At 40.8% G+C, this 19155-nt stretch carries 18 protein-coding genes and 1 other annotated feature; all 18 genes read right to left on the minus strand.

Features of this window, described 5'->3' with window-relative positions:
* Positions 1–59 precede the first annotated feature (59 nt).
* The 18 genes from pyrE to M3226_RS10060 all read right to left on the minus strand — a co-directional run bounded on the left by pyrE (position 60) and on the right by M3226_RS10060 (position 19154).
* Positions 60–710: an orotate phosphoribosyltransferase gene (gene pyrE / locus M3226_RS09975; protein ID WP_251564883.1), complete on the minus strand. Its 651-nt coding sequence runs from the start codon at positions 708–710 to the stop codon at positions 60–62.
* Positions 707–1423, minus strand: coding sequence for an orotidine-5'-phosphate decarboxylase (gene pyrF / locus M3226_RS09980; protein WP_251564885.1), 717 nt, complete (start codon positions 1421–1423; stop codon positions 707–709). The genes pyrE and pyrF overlap by 4 nt, the downstream gene beginning before the upstream one ends.
* Positions 1395–2336 (minus strand): dihydroorotate dehydrogenase, encoded by a 942-nt coding sequence (locus tag M3226_RS09985; protein ID WP_251564887.1) that lies wholly within the window; start codon positions 2334–2336, stop codon positions 1395–1397. Before M3226_RS09985 ends, pyrF begins: the two co-directional genes overlap by 29 nt.
* Positions 2333–3106 carry a dihydroorotate dehydrogenase electron transfer subunit gene (locus tag M3226_RS09990; RefSeq protein WP_251564889.1) on the minus strand — a complete coding sequence of 258 codons (774 nt, stop codon included), beginning with the start codon at positions 3104–3106 and terminating at the stop codon, positions 2333–2335. Before M3226_RS09990 ends, M3226_RS09985 begins: the two co-directional genes overlap by 4 nt.
* Entirely contained in the window at positions 3103–6309 is a 3207-nt protein-coding gene (carB, locus tag M3226_RS09995) for a carbamoyl-phosphate synthase large subunit (RefSeq protein ID WP_251564891.1), read from the minus strand. Before carB ends, M3226_RS09990 begins: the two co-directional genes overlap by 4 nt.
* A complete protein-coding gene (locus tag M3226_RS10000; RefSeq protein WP_251564893.1) occupies positions 6302–7393 on the minus strand; it encodes a carbamoyl phosphate synthase small subunit in 1092 nt (363 codons plus the stop codon). Before M3226_RS10000 ends, carB begins: the two co-directional genes overlap by 8 nt.
* The gene (locus tag M3226_RS10005) at positions 7390–8676 is read right to left on the minus strand and encodes a dihydroorotase (protein WP_251564895.1); all 1287 of its coding nucleotides are present in this window, start codon (positions 8674–8676) and stop codon (positions 7390–7392) included. Before M3226_RS10005 ends, M3226_RS10000 begins: the two co-directional genes overlap by 4 nt.
* Positions 8636–9580 carry an aspartate carbamoyltransferase catalytic subunit gene (locus M3226_RS10010; RefSeq protein WP_251564897.1) on the minus strand — a complete coding sequence of 315 codons (945 nt, stop codon included), beginning with the start codon at positions 9578–9580 and terminating at the stop codon, positions 8636–8638. The genes M3226_RS10005 and M3226_RS10010 overlap by 41 nt, the downstream gene beginning before the upstream one ends.
* 158 nt (positions 9581–9738) lie before the next feature.
* Positions 9739–11040 carry a solute carrier family 23 protein gene (locus M3226_RS10015; protein ID WP_251564899.1) on the minus strand — a complete coding sequence of 434 codons (1302 nt, stop codon included), beginning with the start codon at positions 11038–11040 and terminating at the stop codon, positions 9739–9741.
* Between the two features lie 166 nt (positions 11041–11206).
* Positions 11207–11749: a bifunctional pyr operon transcriptional regulator/uracil phosphoribosyltransferase PyrR gene (gene pyrR / locus M3226_RS10020; RefSeq protein ID WP_098528823.1), complete on the minus strand. Its 543-nt coding sequence runs from the start codon at positions 11747–11749 to the stop codon at positions 11207–11209.
* Between the two features lie 190 nt (positions 11750–11939).
* A complete protein-coding gene (locus tag M3226_RS10025; RefSeq protein WP_144562544.1) occupies positions 11940–12845 on the minus strand; it encodes an RluA family pseudouridine synthase in 906 nt (301 codons plus the stop codon).
* Entirely contained in the window at positions 12817–13308 is a 492-nt protein-coding gene (gene lspA / locus M3226_RS10030; RefSeq protein WP_251564901.1) for a signal peptidase II, read from the minus strand. The genes M3226_RS10025 and lspA overlap by 29 nt, the downstream gene beginning before the upstream one ends.
* 94 nt (positions 13309–13402) lie before the next feature.
* Positions 13403–13699, minus strand: a complete 297-nt coding sequence (locus M3226_RS10035; RefSeq protein WP_251564903.1) for a hypothetical protein — start codon at positions 13697–13699, stop codon at positions 13403–13405.
* A 185-nt stretch (positions 13700–13884) separates the two neighbouring features.
* Positions 13885–16656 (minus strand): isoleucine--tRNA ligase, encoded by a 2772-nt coding sequence (ileS, locus tag M3226_RS10040; protein WP_251564905.1) that lies wholly within the window; start codon positions 16654–16656, stop codon positions 13885–13887.
* A 75-nt stretch (positions 16657–16731) separates the two neighbouring features.
* Positions 16732–16971: a binding site (T-box leader), on the minus strand.
* Positions 16972–17021: 50 nt separating this feature from the next.
* The gene (locus M3226_RS10045; RefSeq protein ID WP_251564907.1) at positions 17022–17537 is read right to left on the minus strand and encodes a DivIVA domain-containing protein; all 516 of its coding nucleotides are present in this window, start codon (positions 17535–17537) and stop codon (positions 17022–17024) included.
* A gap of 84 nt (positions 17538–17621) precedes the next feature.
* Complete coding sequence (locus M3226_RS10050) at positions 17622–18395, minus strand: YlmH family RNA-binding protein (protein WP_251564909.1); 774 nt, start codon at positions 18393–18395, stop codon at positions 17622–17624.
* Positions 18396–18423: 28 nt separating this feature from the next.
* Positions 18424–18687, minus strand: a complete 264-nt coding sequence (locus M3226_RS10055) for a YggT family protein (RefSeq protein ID WP_251564911.1) — start codon at positions 18685–18687, stop codon at positions 18424–18426.
* A gap of 5 nt (positions 18688–18692) precedes the next feature.
* Positions 18693–19154 carry a cell division protein SepF gene (locus tag M3226_RS10060; RefSeq protein WP_251564912.1) on the minus strand — a complete coding sequence of 154 codons (462 nt, stop codon included), beginning with the start codon at positions 19152–19154 and terminating at the stop codon, positions 18693–18695.
* Between the last annotated feature and the right edge of the window lies 1 nt (position 19155).

Consider the following 19155-nt stretch of genomic DNA (forward strand, 5'->3'; position numbering starts at 1 on the left):
TATCAGCGGTATTTTGTAACTTTTCGGCGAATTCCTATACTTTATCAGCGAAAAATTTATTATATTAGTGATTCTGCTTCCTCGAACTTTTGGCTCCATACAGCTGGGTCCTTGCTCCATAATAACAGGCTTTCTTGATTTTCCGAACTCACATACCCCTTCGAAATAGCCACTTCAATTAAGGTTGAAAAATCGGTTAATGAAAAACTCTTAATATTTTCTTCTTCAAATACTTGTTTTCCTTTTTCAAGGCCGTATGTAAAGATGGACACGACCCCCAGCACGTCACAGCCTGCTTCTTTTAACGCATTAACTGCGGTGATCACACTGCCTCCAGTAGAAATCAAATCTTCGACTACGACTACCTTTTGGCCTGCCTCGGCTTTTCCTTCAATCTGATTCCCTTTACCGTGTCCTTTTGCTTTCGAACGAACGTAGCACATAGGCAGCTCCATTAGATCGCTGACCCATGCGGCATGAGGGATACCTGCCGTTGCAGTTCCTGCAATGACCTCCGTCCCTGGAAAATTTTCTTCAATCAGCTGCTTCAGTCCTGCTGCAATGGCTTTTCTTACCTCAGGGTATGATAGTGTCAGGCGATTATCACAATAGATTGGGGAACGAAGTCCTGATGCCCACGTAAATGGCTCCTCGGGCTTCAAGGCAACCGCATTGATGTCTAGTAATTTTTCTGCAATTAATTTTTTCATTGTGTTACTCCCTTCCATGCTTCCATCCATTGTTGATAACTTGTGAGCGGGTCTTGTGAGCGGGTAATAGAGCGGCCTACGACAATTGCACTTACCCCCATTGTCCGTGCTGATTCAGGGGTGGTTACACGTTTTTGGTCCCCAACCTGATCAGACGCCATCCTAATCCCTGGGCATACCGTCATGAACGATTGCCCGGTTTTCTCCTTAATTAAAGCGGCTTCCCATGCTGAACAAACCACACCATCTAAGCCTGCTTGCGCTGTTAAAGCGGCATAATGAAGCACCGATTCCTTTAAGGAGACCGGAATAAGTTGTTCTTTTTGCATTTGTTCCTCAGACGTACTTGTTAATTGCGTTACTGCGATACAGTTAGGTCGTTTCCGTCCTGCAGGGGTACCTGCTTCTAAACCTTCAAGTGCCGCTCTCATCATATCAATTCCACCGGCAGCATGTACATTAACCAAATCACACTCTAAACGGGCAAGACCCTTCATTGCACTTTTCACTGTGTTTGGAATGTCATGAAGCTTTAAATCCAGGAAAATACGGTGACCTTGTTCTTTTAGCTGATGTATAATCGAGGGGCCTTCCTGGTAGAACAATTCCATCCCTACTTTTACAAAAAGCTCTTTGCCAGCAAACGGCTTAAGAAATTGATTAACTTCGTTTATGCCGGGAAAGTCAAGCGCGATGATAAGCGAGTTGTCCATGTTCCTTCCAGCTCCTTCCTGTACAATCACTGATGTGTTCAAATCCTAATTTCCCAAGCAGTTCAGGGAGTTCCTCAATGATAGTCGGACAAACAAACGGGTCAACGAAATTGGCAGTTCCGACTGCCACTGCACTCGCCCCTGCATAAAAATACTCGATCACGTCTTGAGCCGTCTCAACACCGCCCATTCCGATAATTGGAATTCCAACCGCCTGGCTGACTTCGTAAATCATCCGAATCGCCACTGGCTTTATGGCTGGGCCGGACAATCCACCGGTTCGATTGGCAAGAATCGGTTTGCCTGTTTTTAAATCAAGTCTCATCCCAACAAGTGTATTAATCATGGTCAACCCATCCGCACCACCTGCTTCAACAGCCTTTGCCATTTCTACAATGTTTGTTACATTGGGCGACAGCTTCACATATACAGGTACCTCTGATACCTCTTTAACCTTACGGGTTAATTGTTTCGCTGTTTCCGGAATGGTTCCAAAAGCAATCCCGCCTGTTTTTACGTTAGGGCAGGAGATATTCAGTTCAAGAGCATGAACATTCGGAGCCTTAGAAATTTGACGGGCTACTTCCACGTAATCCTCTTCAAGCGAGCCAGCTACATTTGCAATAATTGGTACATCGTACTGAGATAAAAAAGGAAGCTCTTCTCCAAGGACTTTTTCTAGTCCTGGATTTTGCAAGCCAATTGCATTTAACATGCCTGCAGAAGTTTCTGCGACACGTGGTGTTGCATTTCCGAACCTTGGTTCTACTGTTGTAGCTTTAATCATAATCGCGCCGAGTACACTCAGATCATAGAACTGACTGTATTCTCTGCCGAACCCAAAGCAGCCGGATGCAGGCATGATTGGGTTTTTTAAGTTTAAGCCTGGTAATTCAATGTTTAATCGCCTCATATCAATACCTCCCCGGCTCGAAATACAGGACCATCACTGCAGACCTTTTTATAAGAAACTCCTGTTGGATCATCCTTCTTTTTACATACACAAGCAAAGCAGGCACCGATGCCGCAGCCCATCCGCTCTTCAAGCGATAAGAATACTTTTTTATCTTGATAATTCTGCTCAATTGCTCTTAACATTGGAGTTGGTCCGCATGTATAGATACAATCAAACTGCAATTCTTTCATCACATCCGTCACAAAGCCCCTTCTACCATAAGAACCATCAACAGTCGCTACATAGGTTTCCCCATTTTTCAAAAACTCCTCTTCGTAAAAGACAGCTGATACAGTCTGGAAGCCAAGCACATGGATGACTTTAACACCTTTTGCGACTAACTGATTTGATAATTCATATAATGGAGGAACGCCAATTCCGCCGCCGACAAGTAAGGCAGTATCTCCTGTGCTGACTTCCTCAACAGGAAAACCATTACCTAGTGGACCAAGGATATCGACATGCATCCCTGGTCGTAATTCTGCAAGCATGGAGGTTCCTTTCCCTTCCTTGCGGTAAATCATGGTCAAACTATTTTGTTCGGTATCATAGGAAGATATACTAATCGGTCTGCGCAATAATGGATCCAAACCATTTGAAACTTTAAGATGCACAAACTGCCCAGGTGCATTGATCTTGCTGACCAAATCTCCATGAATGGTGAGCTCAAAAATATCTGAAGCAATTTCTTTTTGGCTGAGTACTTTGCATAACTCTTTTTGGATCATGCAAACACGGCCTCCTTTTTCATCGCTGTCATTGGTTCTGCTGAAAAGTTCATTGATTCAATTACTTTTAAGATCGCATCCGCCGTGTCAAGTGAAGTTAAGCATGGAACTCCATTTTCAACAGCTTCCCGGCGAATTCTAAACCCGTCACGTTCAGGCTGTTTCCCTTTTGTTAATGTATTGATAATGAACTGTGCCTCACCATGATGTATGACATCTAATAAAGTTTTTCCTTCTGAGCCAATTTTGCCGACAACCTTCACTCTAAGGCCTGCTTCTTCTAATGTAGCGGCTGTTCCACTTGTTGCCATTAAACGATAGCCGTTTGCAGAGAAACGTTTCGCAAGTTTTAAGGCTTCCTGCTTATCCTTATCTGCTACCGTAAACAATACGGTACCAAACTGCTGAATTTTCATACCAGAAGCAACTAAGCCTTTGTATAGGGCTTTTTCGAGTGTAACATCCTTACCCATTACTTCTCCAGTCGACTTCATTTCAGGTCCGAGCGTAATATCGACACTCTTCAATTTAGCAAAGGAGAAAACCGGAACTTTGACATATACTCCTTCTTTCTCGGTAACTAGTCCTGGGATGAAGCCTTGGTCGAGAATCGATACCCCAAGAATCGCTTTTGTTGCGATTTTTGCCATTGGGATATTCGTAATTTTACTTAAGAATGGAACGGTACGGCTCGATCTTGGGTTTACCTCTAGTACATATACTTGATCTCCCGCGAGTACATATTGAATGTTTAGTAATCCAATAATATTTAGGCCCTTCGCTAATTTCTCGGTGTACTCAACAAGTGTTTGTTTCACTTTTTCACTAAGAGTTTGCGGAGGATAGACTGCAATTGAGTCACCTGAATGGACCCCTGCTCGTTCGATATGTTCCATAATACCCGGGATTAAAACATCAGTACCGTCACAAATAGCATCAACTTCAATTTCTTTTCCTGTTAAGTAACGGTCAATCAATACTGGATGCTCTGGATTCACTTTTACTGCGTTTTTCATATAGTGAAGAAGCTCTTCTTCATGGTAGACAATTTCCATAGCTCTTCCACCAAGCACATATGAAGGACGGACAAGGACCGGATAACCGATATCTCTGGCGATAACAAGAGCTTGTTCCACTGACATGGCCGTTTTCCCTAATGGCTGTGGAATGTTTAACTTTTCTAGCGCCTGTTCAAATTTATCACGATTTTCAGCACGGTCTAAGTCCTCTAAGCTTGTTCCAAGTATTTTCACGCCGTTTTCTTCCATTTTTGCAGCCAAGTTGATCGCGGTTTGTCCACCAAACTGAACGACTACCCCCATTGGTTTCTCTAGATTGATAATACTCATAACATCTTCGATCGTCAGTGGTTCGAAGTAAAGCTTGTCGGAAATACTGAAGTCGGTAGATACTGTTTCAGGATTGTTGTTAATGATTATCGCTTCATAGCCTGCCTCTTTAATTGCTTTTACAGAGTGTACGGTCGCATAATCAAATTCAATTCCCTGTCCGATTCGAATTGGACCAGACCCTAGTACAATGACACTATTTTTCGCTGTTACAATTGACTCGTTTTCGTCTTCATATGTGCCATAGTAGTATGGTGTTGCCGATTCAAATTCGGCTGCACAAGTATCAACCATTTTATAAACTGGGATAATACCGAGATTTTTTCTTGTTTTATAAATTTCTGTTTCGGATGTATTCCAAGCTTGAGCGATTTTTTTATCGGTAAAGCCTTTTTGTTTTGCTTCTAGGAGGATTTCAGTATCAAAAGGGTTGGCTGCAAGAACCGATTCCATTTTAATGATACCTTCCATCTTCTTTAAGAAGAATAAGTCTATTTTACTCCATTGGTGAATCGTCTCTATCGTTAATCCACGTTTTAACCCTTCTGCGATGTAAAAAAGGCGTTCGTCCCCTGCTTTGCGAATCCGCTTTTCGAGTAATTCATCATCGATTTCTGCAGCGTCGTTTAATTCGAAATGGTAAACCCCTGCCTCAAGAGATCGGATCGCTTTCAATAAGGATTCTTCAAACGTCCGGCCAATCGCCATAATCTCTCCCGTTGCTTTCATTTGCGTTCCAAGTGAACGGTTGCCCGATTCAAATTTGTCAAACGGCCATCTCGGAATTTTGGTTACGATATAATCTAGCGCCGGTTCAAAGCTTGCATACGTTTTTCCTGTAACAGGGTTTAACATTTCATCAAGTGTTAAACCGACTGCAATCTTAGCAGCAAGCTTAGCAATTGGATAACCGGTTGCTTTAGACGCTAGTGCCGAAGAACGGCTAACACGTGGATTTACTTCAATAATGTAGTAATTAAAGCTATCTGGATCAAGAGCAAGCTGAACATTACAGCCACCTTCAATTCCTAAGGCACGGATTATTTTTAACGAAACATTTCGAAGCAGCTGGTATTCACGATCACTTAATGTCTGACTTGGAGCAACGACGATGGAATCTCCGGTATGGACCCCGACCGGGTCGATGTTTTCCATATTACAAACAACAATTGCATTGTCATTTCTATCTCGCATTACTTCGTATTCGATTTCCTTGAAGCCAGCGATACTTTTTTCTAACAGACATTGATTTACTGGGCTGTGCTTTAGTCCGCTTGTGACAATTTCCTCGAGCTCTTCGTTGTTATGACAGATACCGCCGCCTGTTCCTCCTAATGTAAACGCTGGACGAACAATCACTGGAAAACCAATTTTTTCAACGAATGATTTCGCTTCAGCTAATTCATGGATAATTTCACTATCTGGAACTGGTTCGTTTAATTCATTCATAAGGCTGCGGAAAAGGTCACGGTCCTCTGCTTGGTTAATCGCTGAAAGTTTCGTACCAAGAATTTCGACTTCGCATTCAGCTAAGACGCCTGAATTTGTTAGTTCGACAGCTAGGTTAAGACCGGTTTGTCCGCCAAGAGTCGCGAGAAGTGCGTCTGGACGTTCTTTGCGAATGATTCTGCTAACGAATTCCACAGTCAAGGGCTCGATATAAACGGCATCTGCCATCTCTGTATCCGTCATGATGGTGGCCGGATTGGAGTTAACTAGAATAACGCGGTAGCCTTCTTCTTTCAGTGCGATACATGCTTGGGCACCGGCATAGTCAAATTCTGCAGCCTGCCCGATAACAATTGGCCCTGAACCGATTACTAAAATGGAGTTGATATCTGTACGTTTAGGCATTTGCTGTAACCTCCTGTTTGTTCTTTTCCATCAAGTCAATAAATTGATTGAATAAGCCGTTTGCGTCTTCTGGTCCCGGAGATGCTTCGGGATGGTACTGAACTGTAAATGCAGGGTGATCCAGGTGTGTCAGTCCTTCGACTGTGCCGTCATTTACTGCAATGTGAGTAATTTCTAATCTAGTATTCTTAATAGAGTCTTCTTCTACTGTATAGCCGTGATTTTGCGAGGTAATTGCTATTTTTCCTGTTGAAAGATCTCTGACCGGATGGTTCGAACCGCGATGACCGAACTTCATTTTTTCTGTATTAGCTCCGCAAGCTAGTGCAAATAACTGATGACCTAAGCAAATCCCAAACAACGGCACTCTGCCTAATACACCTTTTAGCATATCAATCGCTTCTGGAACATCTTTTGGATCCCCAGGTCCATTAGAAAGCATAATCCCGTCTGGACGTAATTGGAGGATTTCGTCTGCAGTTGTATGGTATGGGACGACAACGACGTCACAATCCCGCTGATTCAGTTCACGTAAGATTCCGTGCTTCATACCAAAATCCACAAGGACTACACGCTTGCCGCGCCCTGGACTTGGATAAGCATTTTTTGTGGAAACTTGTTTGACTTGATTCGTTTGCAACGGTGCTTTTCGTAACTGATTTAATACCTCGTTTGGATCTTTTTCAATGCTGCAAATAGCCCCTTTAAGTGTTCCGTATTGACGGATAATCCTCGTCAATTTACGTGTATCAATCCCAGCAATTCCCGGGATTTTTTTCATATCAAAGTATTCATCCAAGGTGTATTCGTTTCTCCAGTTGGAAGGGAAGTCCGCTGCTTCTTTCACAATTAATCCTTTTATAGCTGGATTGATTGATTCGAAATCGTCACGGTTGATTCCGTAATTCCCGATCAATGGATAGGTAAGGGTTACAATCTGTCCGCAATAGGATGGGTCAGAAATGATTTCTTGGTAACCGGTCATCCCTGTATTAAAAACGACTTCACCAATGGTTTCCGTATCACTGCCAAAGCCTTTACCGATAAATATGGTTCCATCTTCTAAAATTAGCTGTTTTTTCATGCCAATACACTTCCTTTTTCCCAAGCAATTTCTCCTCTAGCGATTGTCATCTCAGGCCATCCCTTACATTTCCAACCGCCAAATGGTGTATTTTTTCCTTTTGATAAGAATTCTTCTGGGTTAATTGCACGTTCTTCATCAAGATTCAACAGAACTAAATCTGCAGGTGCCCCTACTTCGATTTTTCCGTAAGGTAGGCCAAACGCTTCCGCTGGTTTGACTGTCAGATACTCAATTAATTGTTGGAGCGTCATTATATTGTTTAAAACAAAGTGTGTATATAGTAACGGGAACGCAGTTTCTAGCCCTACAATACCGAACGGTGCAAGCGTCATTCCCTCAAGCTTCTCTTCTGCTGTGTGTGGTGCATGATCGGTGGCAATGAAATCAATTGTGCCGTCTAAAAGCCCTTCTATTAAGGCTTTGCGGTCTTCAGCATCCCGGAGCGGCGGATTCATTTTGAAGTTTGTATCAAGACCTGGAATATCATCTTGAGATAACAATAGGTGATGCGGTGTTACCTCTGCCGTTACCTTAATCCCTGCTCGTTTAGCATCTCTGACAACTCGCACTGATTCCTTTGTACTGATATGGCAGACGTGATAATGACAATCTGCTGCTTCTGCTAAGAGCACATCTCTGGCAATTTGAACTGATTCACAGACAGATGGGATCCCATTCAATCCATGTTGCTTTGCAAATGATCCATCATGGACTGATCCCTTATTAATTAACGTGTTTTCTTCACAGTGAGCAACAATCGCCATATCAAGTGCGGCTGCTTTACGCATAGCTTCAAGCATCATCGCAGCTGACTGCACGCCTACCCCGTCATCTGTAAAGGCAAATGCACCCAGAGCTTTCAGTCCTTCAAAATCTGTTAACTCTTGACCTAACTGACGGATTGTAATCGAAGCATATGGGAGAACCCTAACATTCGCCGTATCCTTTATCCGCTTTTGTAAGTCTTCCATGTTATTAATGGTGTCAGGCACCGGTCTTGTGTTTGGCATGTTGGCAATAGTGGTAAATCCGCCTCTTGCTGCTGCTGCTGTTCCGGTTGCGATGGTTTCCTTCTTTTCTCCGCCTGGTTCACGAAGGTGTACGTGTAGGTCGATAAATCCAGGTGAAACTAATTTACCTTCCGCGTTAATTGTGCGATCCACGATTGCGTCGATTTGTGTTTCAATCTTTGTAATTATGCCATCTTCTATTAATATATCAGCTTGTTTCTTTTCTCCATTAGATGCTGTGTAGCACGCGTTCTGAATAAGTAGTTTCATATTGATTTCCTCCTTCAAGACTTTCAATTGATCTTTTAATTGCTGCCATTCTGACGTATACTCCATTTTCCATTTGCTTGAATATCCTTGATCGCTTGCACTCGACTAGACTATCAGCTATTTCCACATTTCTATTAACTGGTGCAGGATGCATAATTATGCTGTCCTGTTTCATCATCTTTTCTCTTTCTAATGTAAGACCATATTGTCTGTGATACTCATTTGCGGTAAAGCTGCTTTTTTGCTGATGCCGTTCATGTTGTACCCGCAGAAGCATCACAACGTCTGCATCTTGGATCGCTTGGTCAATCGGTCTGTACTTAGACATATCTGCACTGCGAGAATCAAACCAATCTTCAGGACCTGAAAAAATCACTTCAGCACCCAGCCTTGTCAATACATCGGCATTTGAACGGGCCACCCGGCTATGACGAATGTCTCCGATAATGGCAATTTTCAATCCGGTAAATTGGCCAAACTCTTGATGAATCGTCATTAAATCTAGCAGTGACTGTGTAGGATGATGACCGCATCCGTCACCGCCATTGATGATTGGTATATTGACTTTTCCAACTAACTCATCAAAGTAGCGGTCCTGATCGTGACGAATCACAACTGTTTTAACACCAATCGACTCTAATGTTTTAACGGTATCATATAGTGTTTCCCCTTTTTGAACGCTTGATGTCAGCACTTCAAAGTGAATCACATCAAGCCCTAATCTTTTTTCAGCTACTTCAAAGCTGCTTTTTGTTCTTGTACTAGGTTCAAAAAATAGGTTGGCAGCGAATATTTTTCCTTCTGGATGCCACTCCATTCCTTTTTTAAAGTTGTGAGCATCGCTTAAGATTTGATAAATCTCTTCTACCTTTAATTCATTCGTGGTTAATAAATGTTGTAACATCCAATTCCCCTCTTCCAATGATAATAAAAACACCCTGACTAGTGATCAGGGTGTAATAAACTTACTTTCACATTGACACGAGACTGTATCCCGCCTCATTGCGAAAGTTTTACACCCTTATAAGCCTCACTGGACTTCCGTTAAAAGGTATCCTATATTTATGCAGTTTTCTTATTTTTTTCGTCACCTTCGAACATATTCTCATCTGCCTTTTGTCTTCCCGGCAGAATTAGATTTAACAGTACTCCGATAATGGCTGCTAATGCCATCCCTTGGATTTGAATATTATAAGGAAGTTTCACAATTGCTCCGCCGATTCCCAGTACCAAAATTACAGATGAGATGACAAGGTTTCGTTTATCACCGAAGTCAATTTTACTATCTACAAGCATTCTTAACCCTGATGAAGCGATAATACCGAAGAGAAGGATTGATACACCACCCATAACAGGTGTTGGAATTGTTTGAATTAAAGCTGTTATTTTTCCAATAAACCCGAAGATAATCGCGAACACCGCTGCACCTGCAATAACGTATACACTGTAAACTCGAGTAATTGCTAAGACCCCAATGTTTTCCCCATAAGTAGTTTTTGGCGGTCCGCCAATTAAAGCTGAAATGATTGTTGCCGTTCCATCACCTAAAATGGAGCGATGTAAACCTGGATTTTTTATATAGTCACGTCCTACAACCTTACTAAGAACAAGCTGGTGACCGATATGTTCCGATAAAGTAACAATCGCAATTGGGACAACCAAAGCGACAATGTCCCATGAAAACTTCAGTTTATAAGTGACAAACGGGATAACAAATTCCGGCATTTCAAACCAGTTTGCATCTAGGACTGGTTTGAAATCGACAATCCCGACCATTAACGCATAGATATATCCGATGACAATCCCAGCCAAGATTGGGATTACACTTAAAATCTTTTTAGCGAAGATCGAGAAAATGATGGTGGCAGACAAGGTTACAAGGGCAACTGAGAAATGAAGCATGCTATATTTTCCTGCAGCGTTGTTCATCGCGTTTCCAACGGCATTTCCAGAAAGAGCAAGACCGATTACCATAATGACAGGACCCACTACAATTGGCGGCAGTAAATTCATGATCCAACGGTGACCGGACTTGCTTATCACTATTGCGACAATCCCATAAACTAATCCGGCAATGAAGGTTCCAACCATCGCTGCACCAGCTCCGCCTGTTTCATATAGAATTTTAATTGGAGCTATATAAGCGAAAGATGAACCCAGGTATGCAGGTACTTTTCCTTTAGTAATTAAGATAAAAGCTAGCGTCCCTAATCCGCTTGAGATTAAGGCAAGCGCCGGACTTAGGCCTATAAGATAGGGTACAAGTATAGTCGCTCCAAACATGGAGAATAGGTGTTGTAAACTTAAGGTAAACCACTGAGCTGGTTTTGGTATGTCCTCTACATTTAAAATTGGTTTGTTCAATGTTTCTCCCCCATTTATATATGGTTTATCTATATTGTCTTCTTTTCGCCATAAAAAAACCCTCTTTGTATACATGAGGGTACAAAGAGGGTATAGAAATGCCAATAATATAATGGCCTTTCCCCTTTGTCAGCCTCACAGGACTGCCTTTTAAAAGGGCTGATATTTATTTGTCATAGATACTTACTTGATCAATTTTATCAACTTCTGCTAGTTGGACCACAATTTTTTCATCACTGGATGTTGGTACATTTTTACCTACATAATCAGCTCTCACTGGTAATTCACGATGCCCTCTGTCAACAAGGACTGCCAGCTGAATCGCAGCCGGACGGCCTAGATCCATCAGCGCATCGAGCCCTGCTCTAACTGTTCTGCCTGTATAAAGTACATCATCAACAAGTATTACTATTTTATCACTGATTTCAACCGGTATATCTGAACCCTTGACAAGCGGTTCTAGAGTTTCCGTTTTTTTCGTTAAATCATCCCGATAAAGAGTGATATCAATCTCACCCACGGGAATTGGATTTCCTTCAATTTCTTCAATTCTTGACGCTAGGCGTTTTGCCAAATAGATACCCCTTGTACGAATACCTACAAGTACACATTCCTCAATACCTTTATTTTTTTCAATTATCTGATGAGCAATCCTTGTAAGTGCCCGATTGATGGCTTGTTCATCAAGGACCAGAGCTTTTTGGGTCATGTTACACCTACTTTATTATCTTAAAATAAAAAACCTCTCACCGGTTTTGGCGAGAGGTAAACAAGTTAATTTTAGTTACAGGACTAGAGCCGCCTATAACATAACCGTTTCCTTCTCAGCCTCACAGGACCGAATTAAAGGCTTATTAAACTATAGTCATCTTACTTCAAATTTGGGCTTACGTCAATCATTATTTACGAAGTTGTTCAAGAAGTCGTTCAAAATCTTCCGGAAGCGGTGCCTCAAATTCTACATATTCCTTTGTTCTTGGATGAGTAAAACCCAGTATCCCTGCATGCAACGCTTGCCCGTTAATGTCTAATGTTTTTCTCGGACCATACTTTGGATCTCCAGCAAGCGGATAGCCAATATATTTCATGTGGACACGGATTTGATGGGTCCTGCCCGTCTCTAATTGACATTCAACAAAGGTGAAATCCTTAAACCGCTCGATCACATGAAAATGAGTAACTGCATGTTTACCATTATCGACAACCGCCATACTTTGTCTATCCTTCGTATCCCTGGCAAGCGGCGCATCAATCGTACCGAAATCATGAGGGATGACCCCGTGAACAATGGCTTTATATTTACGTGTAACTGTCTTCTCAACCAATTGATTTACAAGGCTTTCATGCGCCATATCATTTTTTGCAACCATTAAGAGACCAGATGTGTCTTTATCAATCCTGTGAACAATCCCAGGTCTTAATACTCCATTTATACCAGATAAATCCTTACAGTGTGCCATTAGACCATTAACAAGTGTCCCAGTTAAATGTCCTGGAGCTGGATGAACCACCATCCCGCGCGGCTTATTAACTACTAATACATCTTTATCTTCATAATAGATATCTAAATCCATCTCTTCTGGAATGACATCTAGTTCTTCAGGTTCAGGGATACTTATTTCAATGAGATCATTTAAGCTGCATTTATAGTTAGTTTTAACAGGTTGTCCGTTTACCACAACATTCCCATCTTTAATCCATTGCTGAACCTGTGTACGTGACCATTCTTCTTCTAACCCTGAGATAACCTTATCGATTCGGTCCCCTTTTTGATCTTCAAGAATGGTGTGTTCCATTTTCTCCATATGATTTCTCCTTTGATTTCCGCTCATCTAGGAGCATTTGAATCATTAACAAAATGACACCGATTACTAATGAAGAATCGGCAATATTAAACACTGGAAAATTATAGCTGAAAATATACGTATGGATAAAATCAACTACTTCTTTTCTCAAGACACGATCAATAAAATTTCCAATCGCACCTCCAAGCATTAATGCTAAAGAAACTCCCAATAGCATTTTACCTCGTGCAGCTTTGTGCAAATAAAATATAATTCCTACAATAACCACAATGGTAATAACATAAAAAAGCCACATCTGGCCTTGGAGAATTCCCCATGCAGCGCCACGGTTGCGGTGAGAAGTAATATACAAAACACGATCAATGATTGTTATACTCTCCCCTAAAAACATGTTGTTTACGATTAACCATTTTGTAAATTGATCTAATAAAATTACAAAAATTGCGATTAAGTAATAAAACACTTAAAAATACCTCCACATTATGCTGACTAGATCTAGCGTTCGCTACTCTAATCTCCTTTGCATTTTAGCATACTTAATCGCAAAACGACAATGATTATAAAAAAGCAGATGAAAGGGGCTTTTTGTAATAGTATTCTAAATTCTCAGTATCCTTAAGAGACTTGATCGTTGGAATCATTTTTAGTAAGTCTTCCGGGATAAATTCACCCGAAATCTCGCATTGGCCAAATTTCCCTTCCTCAAACTTTTGAATAGCGGAATTAATGTCTGCAAGTTCTGCCTTCAAAATAGAAGTGAGCCAAGATTGCTTTCGTTTCTTCTGAAGAGAGTTCTCTATTTCTTCCTTCGTTTGACGGAGTTCTAAAAACAGCTTTTCCTGCATGGCATTCATAGTTGTTACCTCCGTAATTTGTCATTTGTACTATTATCTCCGTACATTCATTCCTGACACGGTAAAACAATTGACAACGACAACAACTATTAGTTAAAAAGGTAAATTTTAATAATGGGGATTTTTTTGACTACAGTATAACTATACATAGAAAAGCCCCCTGCCTGTTTGCAAGGGGCTAAACATTATGCTAAATGTGAATAGTTTTCTTTTACCACTTTGGCACAGCGAGGGCAAAGGGCACTATGCTCTGGATCTTGACCAACCTCAGGTGTAACAGTCCAGCAGCGGTCACATGTTTCACCTTCTGCTTTTGTCACAACTATCGCGGCAGTCTCTAATTTAACGGCATGATCAGGTGCCTGATCAAAAGATCCCGCAACTTCAAATCCGGAAACAATAAACAACTGTTTCAAGTCTTCACTGATGGAATCTAACAGCGCTTTGGATTTGTCATTAACATATAACGTCACTTTAGCCGTTAAAGATTTACCAATTACCTTTTGATTACGGGCTTCTTCAAGTGCTTTTAAAACATCATCACGGAGTGTCATAAAGGAGGACCATTTCTCTTCCAGAGCTTCTGCTCCGTCTAATTCTTGATACTCCGGAAGATCCGTTAATTGTACACTCTCCTCTTTAACAGCCGGGATAAACTTCCAAACTTCATCAGCAGTATGAGAAAGAATTGGCGAAACCAATTTAGTTAAGGCTACCAATGATTCATAAAGTACGGTTTGAATGGCACGACGCTCATGGTTATCAGCAGCCTCAATATAAAGAACATCTTTTGCAAAATCAAGATAGAATGCACTTAGATCAAGCGTACAGAAGTTATTGACAGCATGATAAATGCCGGCAAACTCGTAGTTCTCATAAGCATTACGCACATATTTGATTAATTTATTCAGCTTCACCAGCATAAATTGATCCACTTCACGTAAGTTTCCATAATCAACCTTGTTTACAGCTGGATCAAAGTCCGCTAAGTTCCCTAACAAGAAACGGAAAGTATTTCGAATTTTCCGGTAAACCTCTGCTACTTGTTTTAAGATGGCATCAGATACACGAACGTCAGCCTGGTAGTCAACAGAAGCAACCCAAAGGCGTAAAATATCCGCACCTAATTGATTCATAACCTTAGCCGGTACGACCACATTTCCAATTGATTTACTCATTTTTCTGCCTTCACCATCGAGCGCAAAGCCATGGCTTAATACACCTTTGTATGGTGCCTTGCCAGTTACAGCAACAGCTGTAGATAACGATGAATTAAACCAGCCGCGATATTGGTCTGAACCTTCAAGGTAAAGGTCTGCTGGTCTAACTAAATCCTCTCTCTCAAGCAATACTGCCTGGTGAGATGAGCCTGAATCAAACCATACATCCATGATATCCGTTTCTTTCGTAAACGTACCATTAGGGCTGCCAGGATGTGTAAAGCCTTCTGGCAGTAAATCATTTACTTCTCGTTCAAACCAAACATTTGAACCATGTTCACGGAAAAGGTTTGAAACATGATTAATGGTTTCATCTGTAATAATTTCTTCGCCATTTTCAGCGTAGAATACAGGGATTGGAACACCCCAGACTCGCTGACGGGAGATACACCAGTCGCCACGGTCGCGAACCATATTAAATAATCTTGTTTCTCCCCAGGCAGGTACCCATTTTGTTTCCTTTACTGCCTCTAAGAGTTCTTCACGGAAATCTTTAATCGATGCAAACCATTGCGCAGTTGCACGGTAAATAACGGGCTTCTTTGTTCTCCAGTCATGCGGATAAGAGTGAGTTATAAACGATAACTTTAACAACGCGCCAGCATCTTCTAACGCTTGGACAATTGGTTTATTGGCAGTATCATAAAATAAACCTTCAAAACCTGTTGCCTCAGCTGTCATAACACCCTTATCATCGACGGGACATAACACGTCTAAGCCGTATTTTTGGCCGACATAGAAGTCATCTTCACCATGTCCAGGAGCAGTATGAACACATCCTGTACCAGCATCAGTGGTAACGTGTTCTCCTAACATCACTAAGGAATCCCGATTATATAATGGATGTGATGCAATGATATATTCTAATTCCGAGCCTTTAACTTTTTGAACCACTTCTGTTTCTTCCCAGCCCGCTTCTTTTGTGACTGATTCTAATAACGCTTCAGCAACCAGGTACTTTTTACCATTAACAGAAACAACCACATAGGTTAAGTCAGGATGGACAGAAATCCCGAGGTTAGCTGGAATTGTCCATGGAGTTGTTGTCCAGATCACAATTTGTGTATCAGTATCTAGGACGCCCTTTCCATCTTTCACTTTAAAGCCGACATAAATAGATGCCGATTTTTTATCTTGATATTCAATTTCTGCCTCAGCTAAGGCAGATTCACTGGATGGAGACCAATAAACCGGCTTAAGACCTTTATAGATGTAGCCTTTTTTCGCCATCTCGCCAAACACTTTAATTTGTTGTGCTTCATATTCAGGTTTTAGAGTAATGTATGGATTTTCCCAATCTCCCCTAACTCCAAGACGCTTAAATTGTGTACGCTGACTATCAATTTGTTCAAGAGCATACTTAGCACAAAGCTGACGGAATTCTGCCACTGTCATTTCTTTCCGTTTAACTCCCTTGTTGGTTAATGCCTGTTCAATCGGTAAACCATGTGTATCCCAGCCAGGGACATACGGTGCATGAAAGCCGCTCATTGATTTATAACGAACAATCATATCTTTTAAAATCTTATTAAGGGCATGCCCCATATGGATATCTCCGTTAGCGTAAGGAGGTCCATCATGCAGGACAAACATTGGCCGTCCCTTTGTCCGTTCCTGTACTTTTTGATAAATATTCATTTCTTCCCATTTTTCCTGAATTTCAGGTTCTCTTTGTGGAAGGTTGCCACGCATCGGAAATTCGGTTTTTGGCATTAAAAGCGTGTCTTTATATTCCATTTTCTCTTTCCTCCTGTAATCATACATATAAAATCAGAATAGCCAATAGACAATAAAAAAAACCTTCTCATCCCAAATAGGGACGAGAAGGTTTTTTTCCCGCGGTACCACCCTGATAAATAATACCTAGGTATTGGTATTATCCTCTTTACCATTCGTAACGTGAATAACACGCCTAAGTCTACTACCCGTGTTGGGGTTCAACCTGGAACTCGAGGGTGATCTTCCAATTTTTCAACTTTATCGGGCTTTCACCGTCCCCGATTCGCTAGAAAAGCTTTAGAAAAATTGTACTGTCCCTTTCATCGTCAATTTTCATTCTATTTACTCTGTTTAAAAATTATATGCTAAAAAATTGTATTTCGTCAAGCTAATGAATCTTCTTCTTCATGAATCTTTAATTCTGTAGCATCTACCTCATACTCTAATAAATGTTCCCAATCATCTGTATTCAGCATGTCGAGTTGTGCTTCAATCAACATCTTAAACCGTGTACGGAATACTTTTGATTGTTTCTTTAAATCTTCGATTTCAAGGGCTATTTTTCGAGCTTTTGAAAGGGATTCATTTATAATCCGATCAGCATTTTTTTCTGCTTCTTTTACTATTAGTTTAGCTTCCTTTTGAGCATTGCGTTTTACTTCTTCGCCTGCTTCCTGGGCGATAACAATTGATTTGTTAAGTGTTTCTTCAATATTAACAAAATGGCCTAGACGATCATTCATCTCATTAAGGCGCTCTTCTAATTCTCTTTTTTCTCTAAGTACTAGTTCATAATCCTTGATTACTTGATCAAGAAATTCATTTACTTCATCTTCATCATATCCACGAAAACCCTTATTAAATTCTTTATTATGAATATCTAACGGCGTTAACGGCATTAATGCCACCTCCATGCAATCTGTGCTTCTGTATGTATAAGCAAATATTCGACAGTTTCTTCATAACTCCTGCTTGATTTGCGATTATTTTTGTTTTCCTACTGTAATTCGCCATTTTTCTTTTTTTGTTTTTCCATCCAATCCGATAATCTTTGCTCGTCCATGTCCTCTTACAGAGAGCATATCTCCCTCTTCACATGAAAAGGAGGGATTTTCGATTAATGTCCAGTTCACCTTGACCAGTCCATGCTGAATTAAGGCAAGGGATTTCTGCCTGGAAAGATGATAAATTCCTGAAATAACCGTATCGAGCCGTAAAGATGATAATGTTAATTCATTCTCATCCCATAATTCTGCAGCAGCAACCGCATTTTCAATACCTGATTCGACCAATTTTACTCCTGCCCTGCCAATTGATTCGACATTGTTCTTTATATAGTGACTTATTTCTTCAGCAGCAAAAAATTGAACACGCCCCTCACTAATCAGAATGTCACCAAACTTACCTCGTTTCAGACCTAAAGACATAAGGGTTCCTAAAACTTGGCGGTGTTCAATCGTAACAAACTTTCGGGGATATTGTATTTCAAATAAACTAATTTGAAAGTCTCTTTCAGAAGGAACTAAATAATCTGGATAAATGAGAGCCCTGTTCCTTTCTAAACCGGAAATCCCCCCAAAAAACTGATAATTCACTTCTCCATGCTCACCAATTAATATTTTTAGGATATGCTGCTCCCTAGGGTCAAGAAAATCAGTTAGTTTAGGGGCGTATTGTTGCTCAACGTTGCTTTTCCATTGTAATACTTGATCAATAAATTCCCGTTCCTCAGGCCGGAAATGCTGATAAAGATTCATCTGATAACACAACCTATTTTTATCATTCTTAAGTAAGCCACCTATAGACACTAGATAAACCGGTACTTGCAAAATTTAAAACAAGGAATGCCACTATTGGTGAAATGTCCATCATTCCGATAGGAGGTATAATTTTTCTAAACGGCTCTAAATAGGGTTCACAAATCCTAGCCAATATTTGACCAATGGAAGATTCCCTTGCATTAGGAAACCATGACATCAATATAAATATAATTAACGCCCATGAATAAATTTCAATTAAATGCTGTAATAGACTAAAAACAATGGCCATTCAGATTACCACCTTGTATTTGGGTTATTGTGCTCAGGTAGAAGTTCAGAAATGTTTCCATCCACTTCCACATTATCAGGAGTACATAAAAAAATACTTGAGCCGATTTTTTGAATGTCTCCCCCAATGGCGTAGACCGCACCGCTTAAAAAATCAACGATCTGTCGTCCTTGCTCACGATCAATACTTTGCAGGTTTACGACAACAGCCCGGCGATTTTTTAAATGATCAGCAATATCAGTTGATTCAGAATAGGTTATCGGCTCCACCAAAATAACCTTTGAAGCTTTAGCTGTATTAGACGAAGTGGCTGGCTTTGGTACGCTTTGAAAATTAACAACATTTTGACTTTTCACAGATTGCTGTTTTGGCTTCACCGGAACAGTCTTCTCTACAACCTCATCATTGGTATCATCATATTCATCATCTAAAAAGAAAAATGTTTTTAATTTTGATTTAATCGTCATT

This window comes from Neobacillus cucumis (assembly GCF_023715505.1).

Bases quoted from the DNA above. Each gene is read 5' to 3' on its own strand.
- pyrE (WP_251564883.1), bottom strand. From the start codon at position 710: ATGAAAAAATTAATTGCAGAAAAATTACTAGACATCAATGCGGTTGCC.
- M3226_RS10060 (WP_251564912.1), bottom strand. From the start codon at position 19,154: ATGACGATTAAATCAAAATTAAAAACATTTTTCTTTTTAGATGATGAA.
- M3226_RS10000 (WP_251564893.1), bottom strand. From the start codon at position 7,393: ATGAAAAAACAGCTAATTTTAGAAGATGGAACCATATTTATCGGTAAA.
- ileS (WP_251564905.1), bottom strand. From the start codon at position 16,656: ATGGAATATAAAGACACGCTTTTAATGCCAAAAACCGAATTTCCGATG.
- M3226_RS10050 (WP_251564909.1), bottom strand. From the start codon at position 18,395: ATGAATCTTTATCAGCATTTCCGGCCTGAGGAACGGGAATTTATTGAT.
- M3226_RS10025 (WP_144562544.1), bottom strand. From the start codon at position 12,845: ATGGAGAAAATGGAACACACCATTCTTGAAGATCAAAAAGGGGACCGA.
- pyrR (WP_098528823.1), bottom strand. From the start codon at position 11,749: ATGACCCAAAAAGCTCTGGTCCTTGATGAACAAGCCATCAATCGGGCA.
- carB (WP_251564891.1), bottom strand. From the start codon at position 6,309: ATGCCTAAACGTACAGATATCAACTCCATTTTAGTAATCGGTTCAGGG.
- M3226_RS09985 (WP_251564887.1), bottom strand. From the start codon at position 2,336: ATGAGGCGATTAAACATTGAATTACCAGGCTTAAACTTAAAAAACCCA.
- M3226_RS10035 (WP_251564903.1), bottom strand. From the start codon at position 13,699: ATGAATGCCATGCAGGAAAAGCTGTTTTTAGAACTCCGTCAAACGAAG.
- M3226_RS10045 (WP_251564907.1), bottom strand. From the start codon at position 17,537: ATGCCGTTAACGCCGTTAGATATTCATAATAAAGAATTTAATAAGGGT.
- M3226_RS09990 (WP_251564889.1), bottom strand. From the start codon at position 3,106: ATGATCCAAAAAGAGTTATGCAAAGTACTCAGCCAAAAAGAAATTGCT.
- M3226_RS10005 (WP_251564895.1), bottom strand. From the start codon at position 8,676: ATGAAACTACTTATTCAGAACGCGTGCTACACAGCATCTAATGGAGAA.
- M3226_RS10055 (WP_251564911.1), bottom strand. From the start codon at position 18,687: ATGGCCATTGTTTTTAGTCTATTACAGCATTTAATTGAAATTTATTCA.
- M3226_RS10010 (WP_251564897.1), bottom strand. From the start codon at position 9,580: ATGTTACAACATTTATTAACCACGAATGAATTAAAGGTAGAAGAGATT.
- pyrF (WP_251564885.1), bottom strand. From the start codon at position 1,423: ATGGACAACTCGCTTATCATCGCGCTTGACTTTCCCGGCATAAACGAA.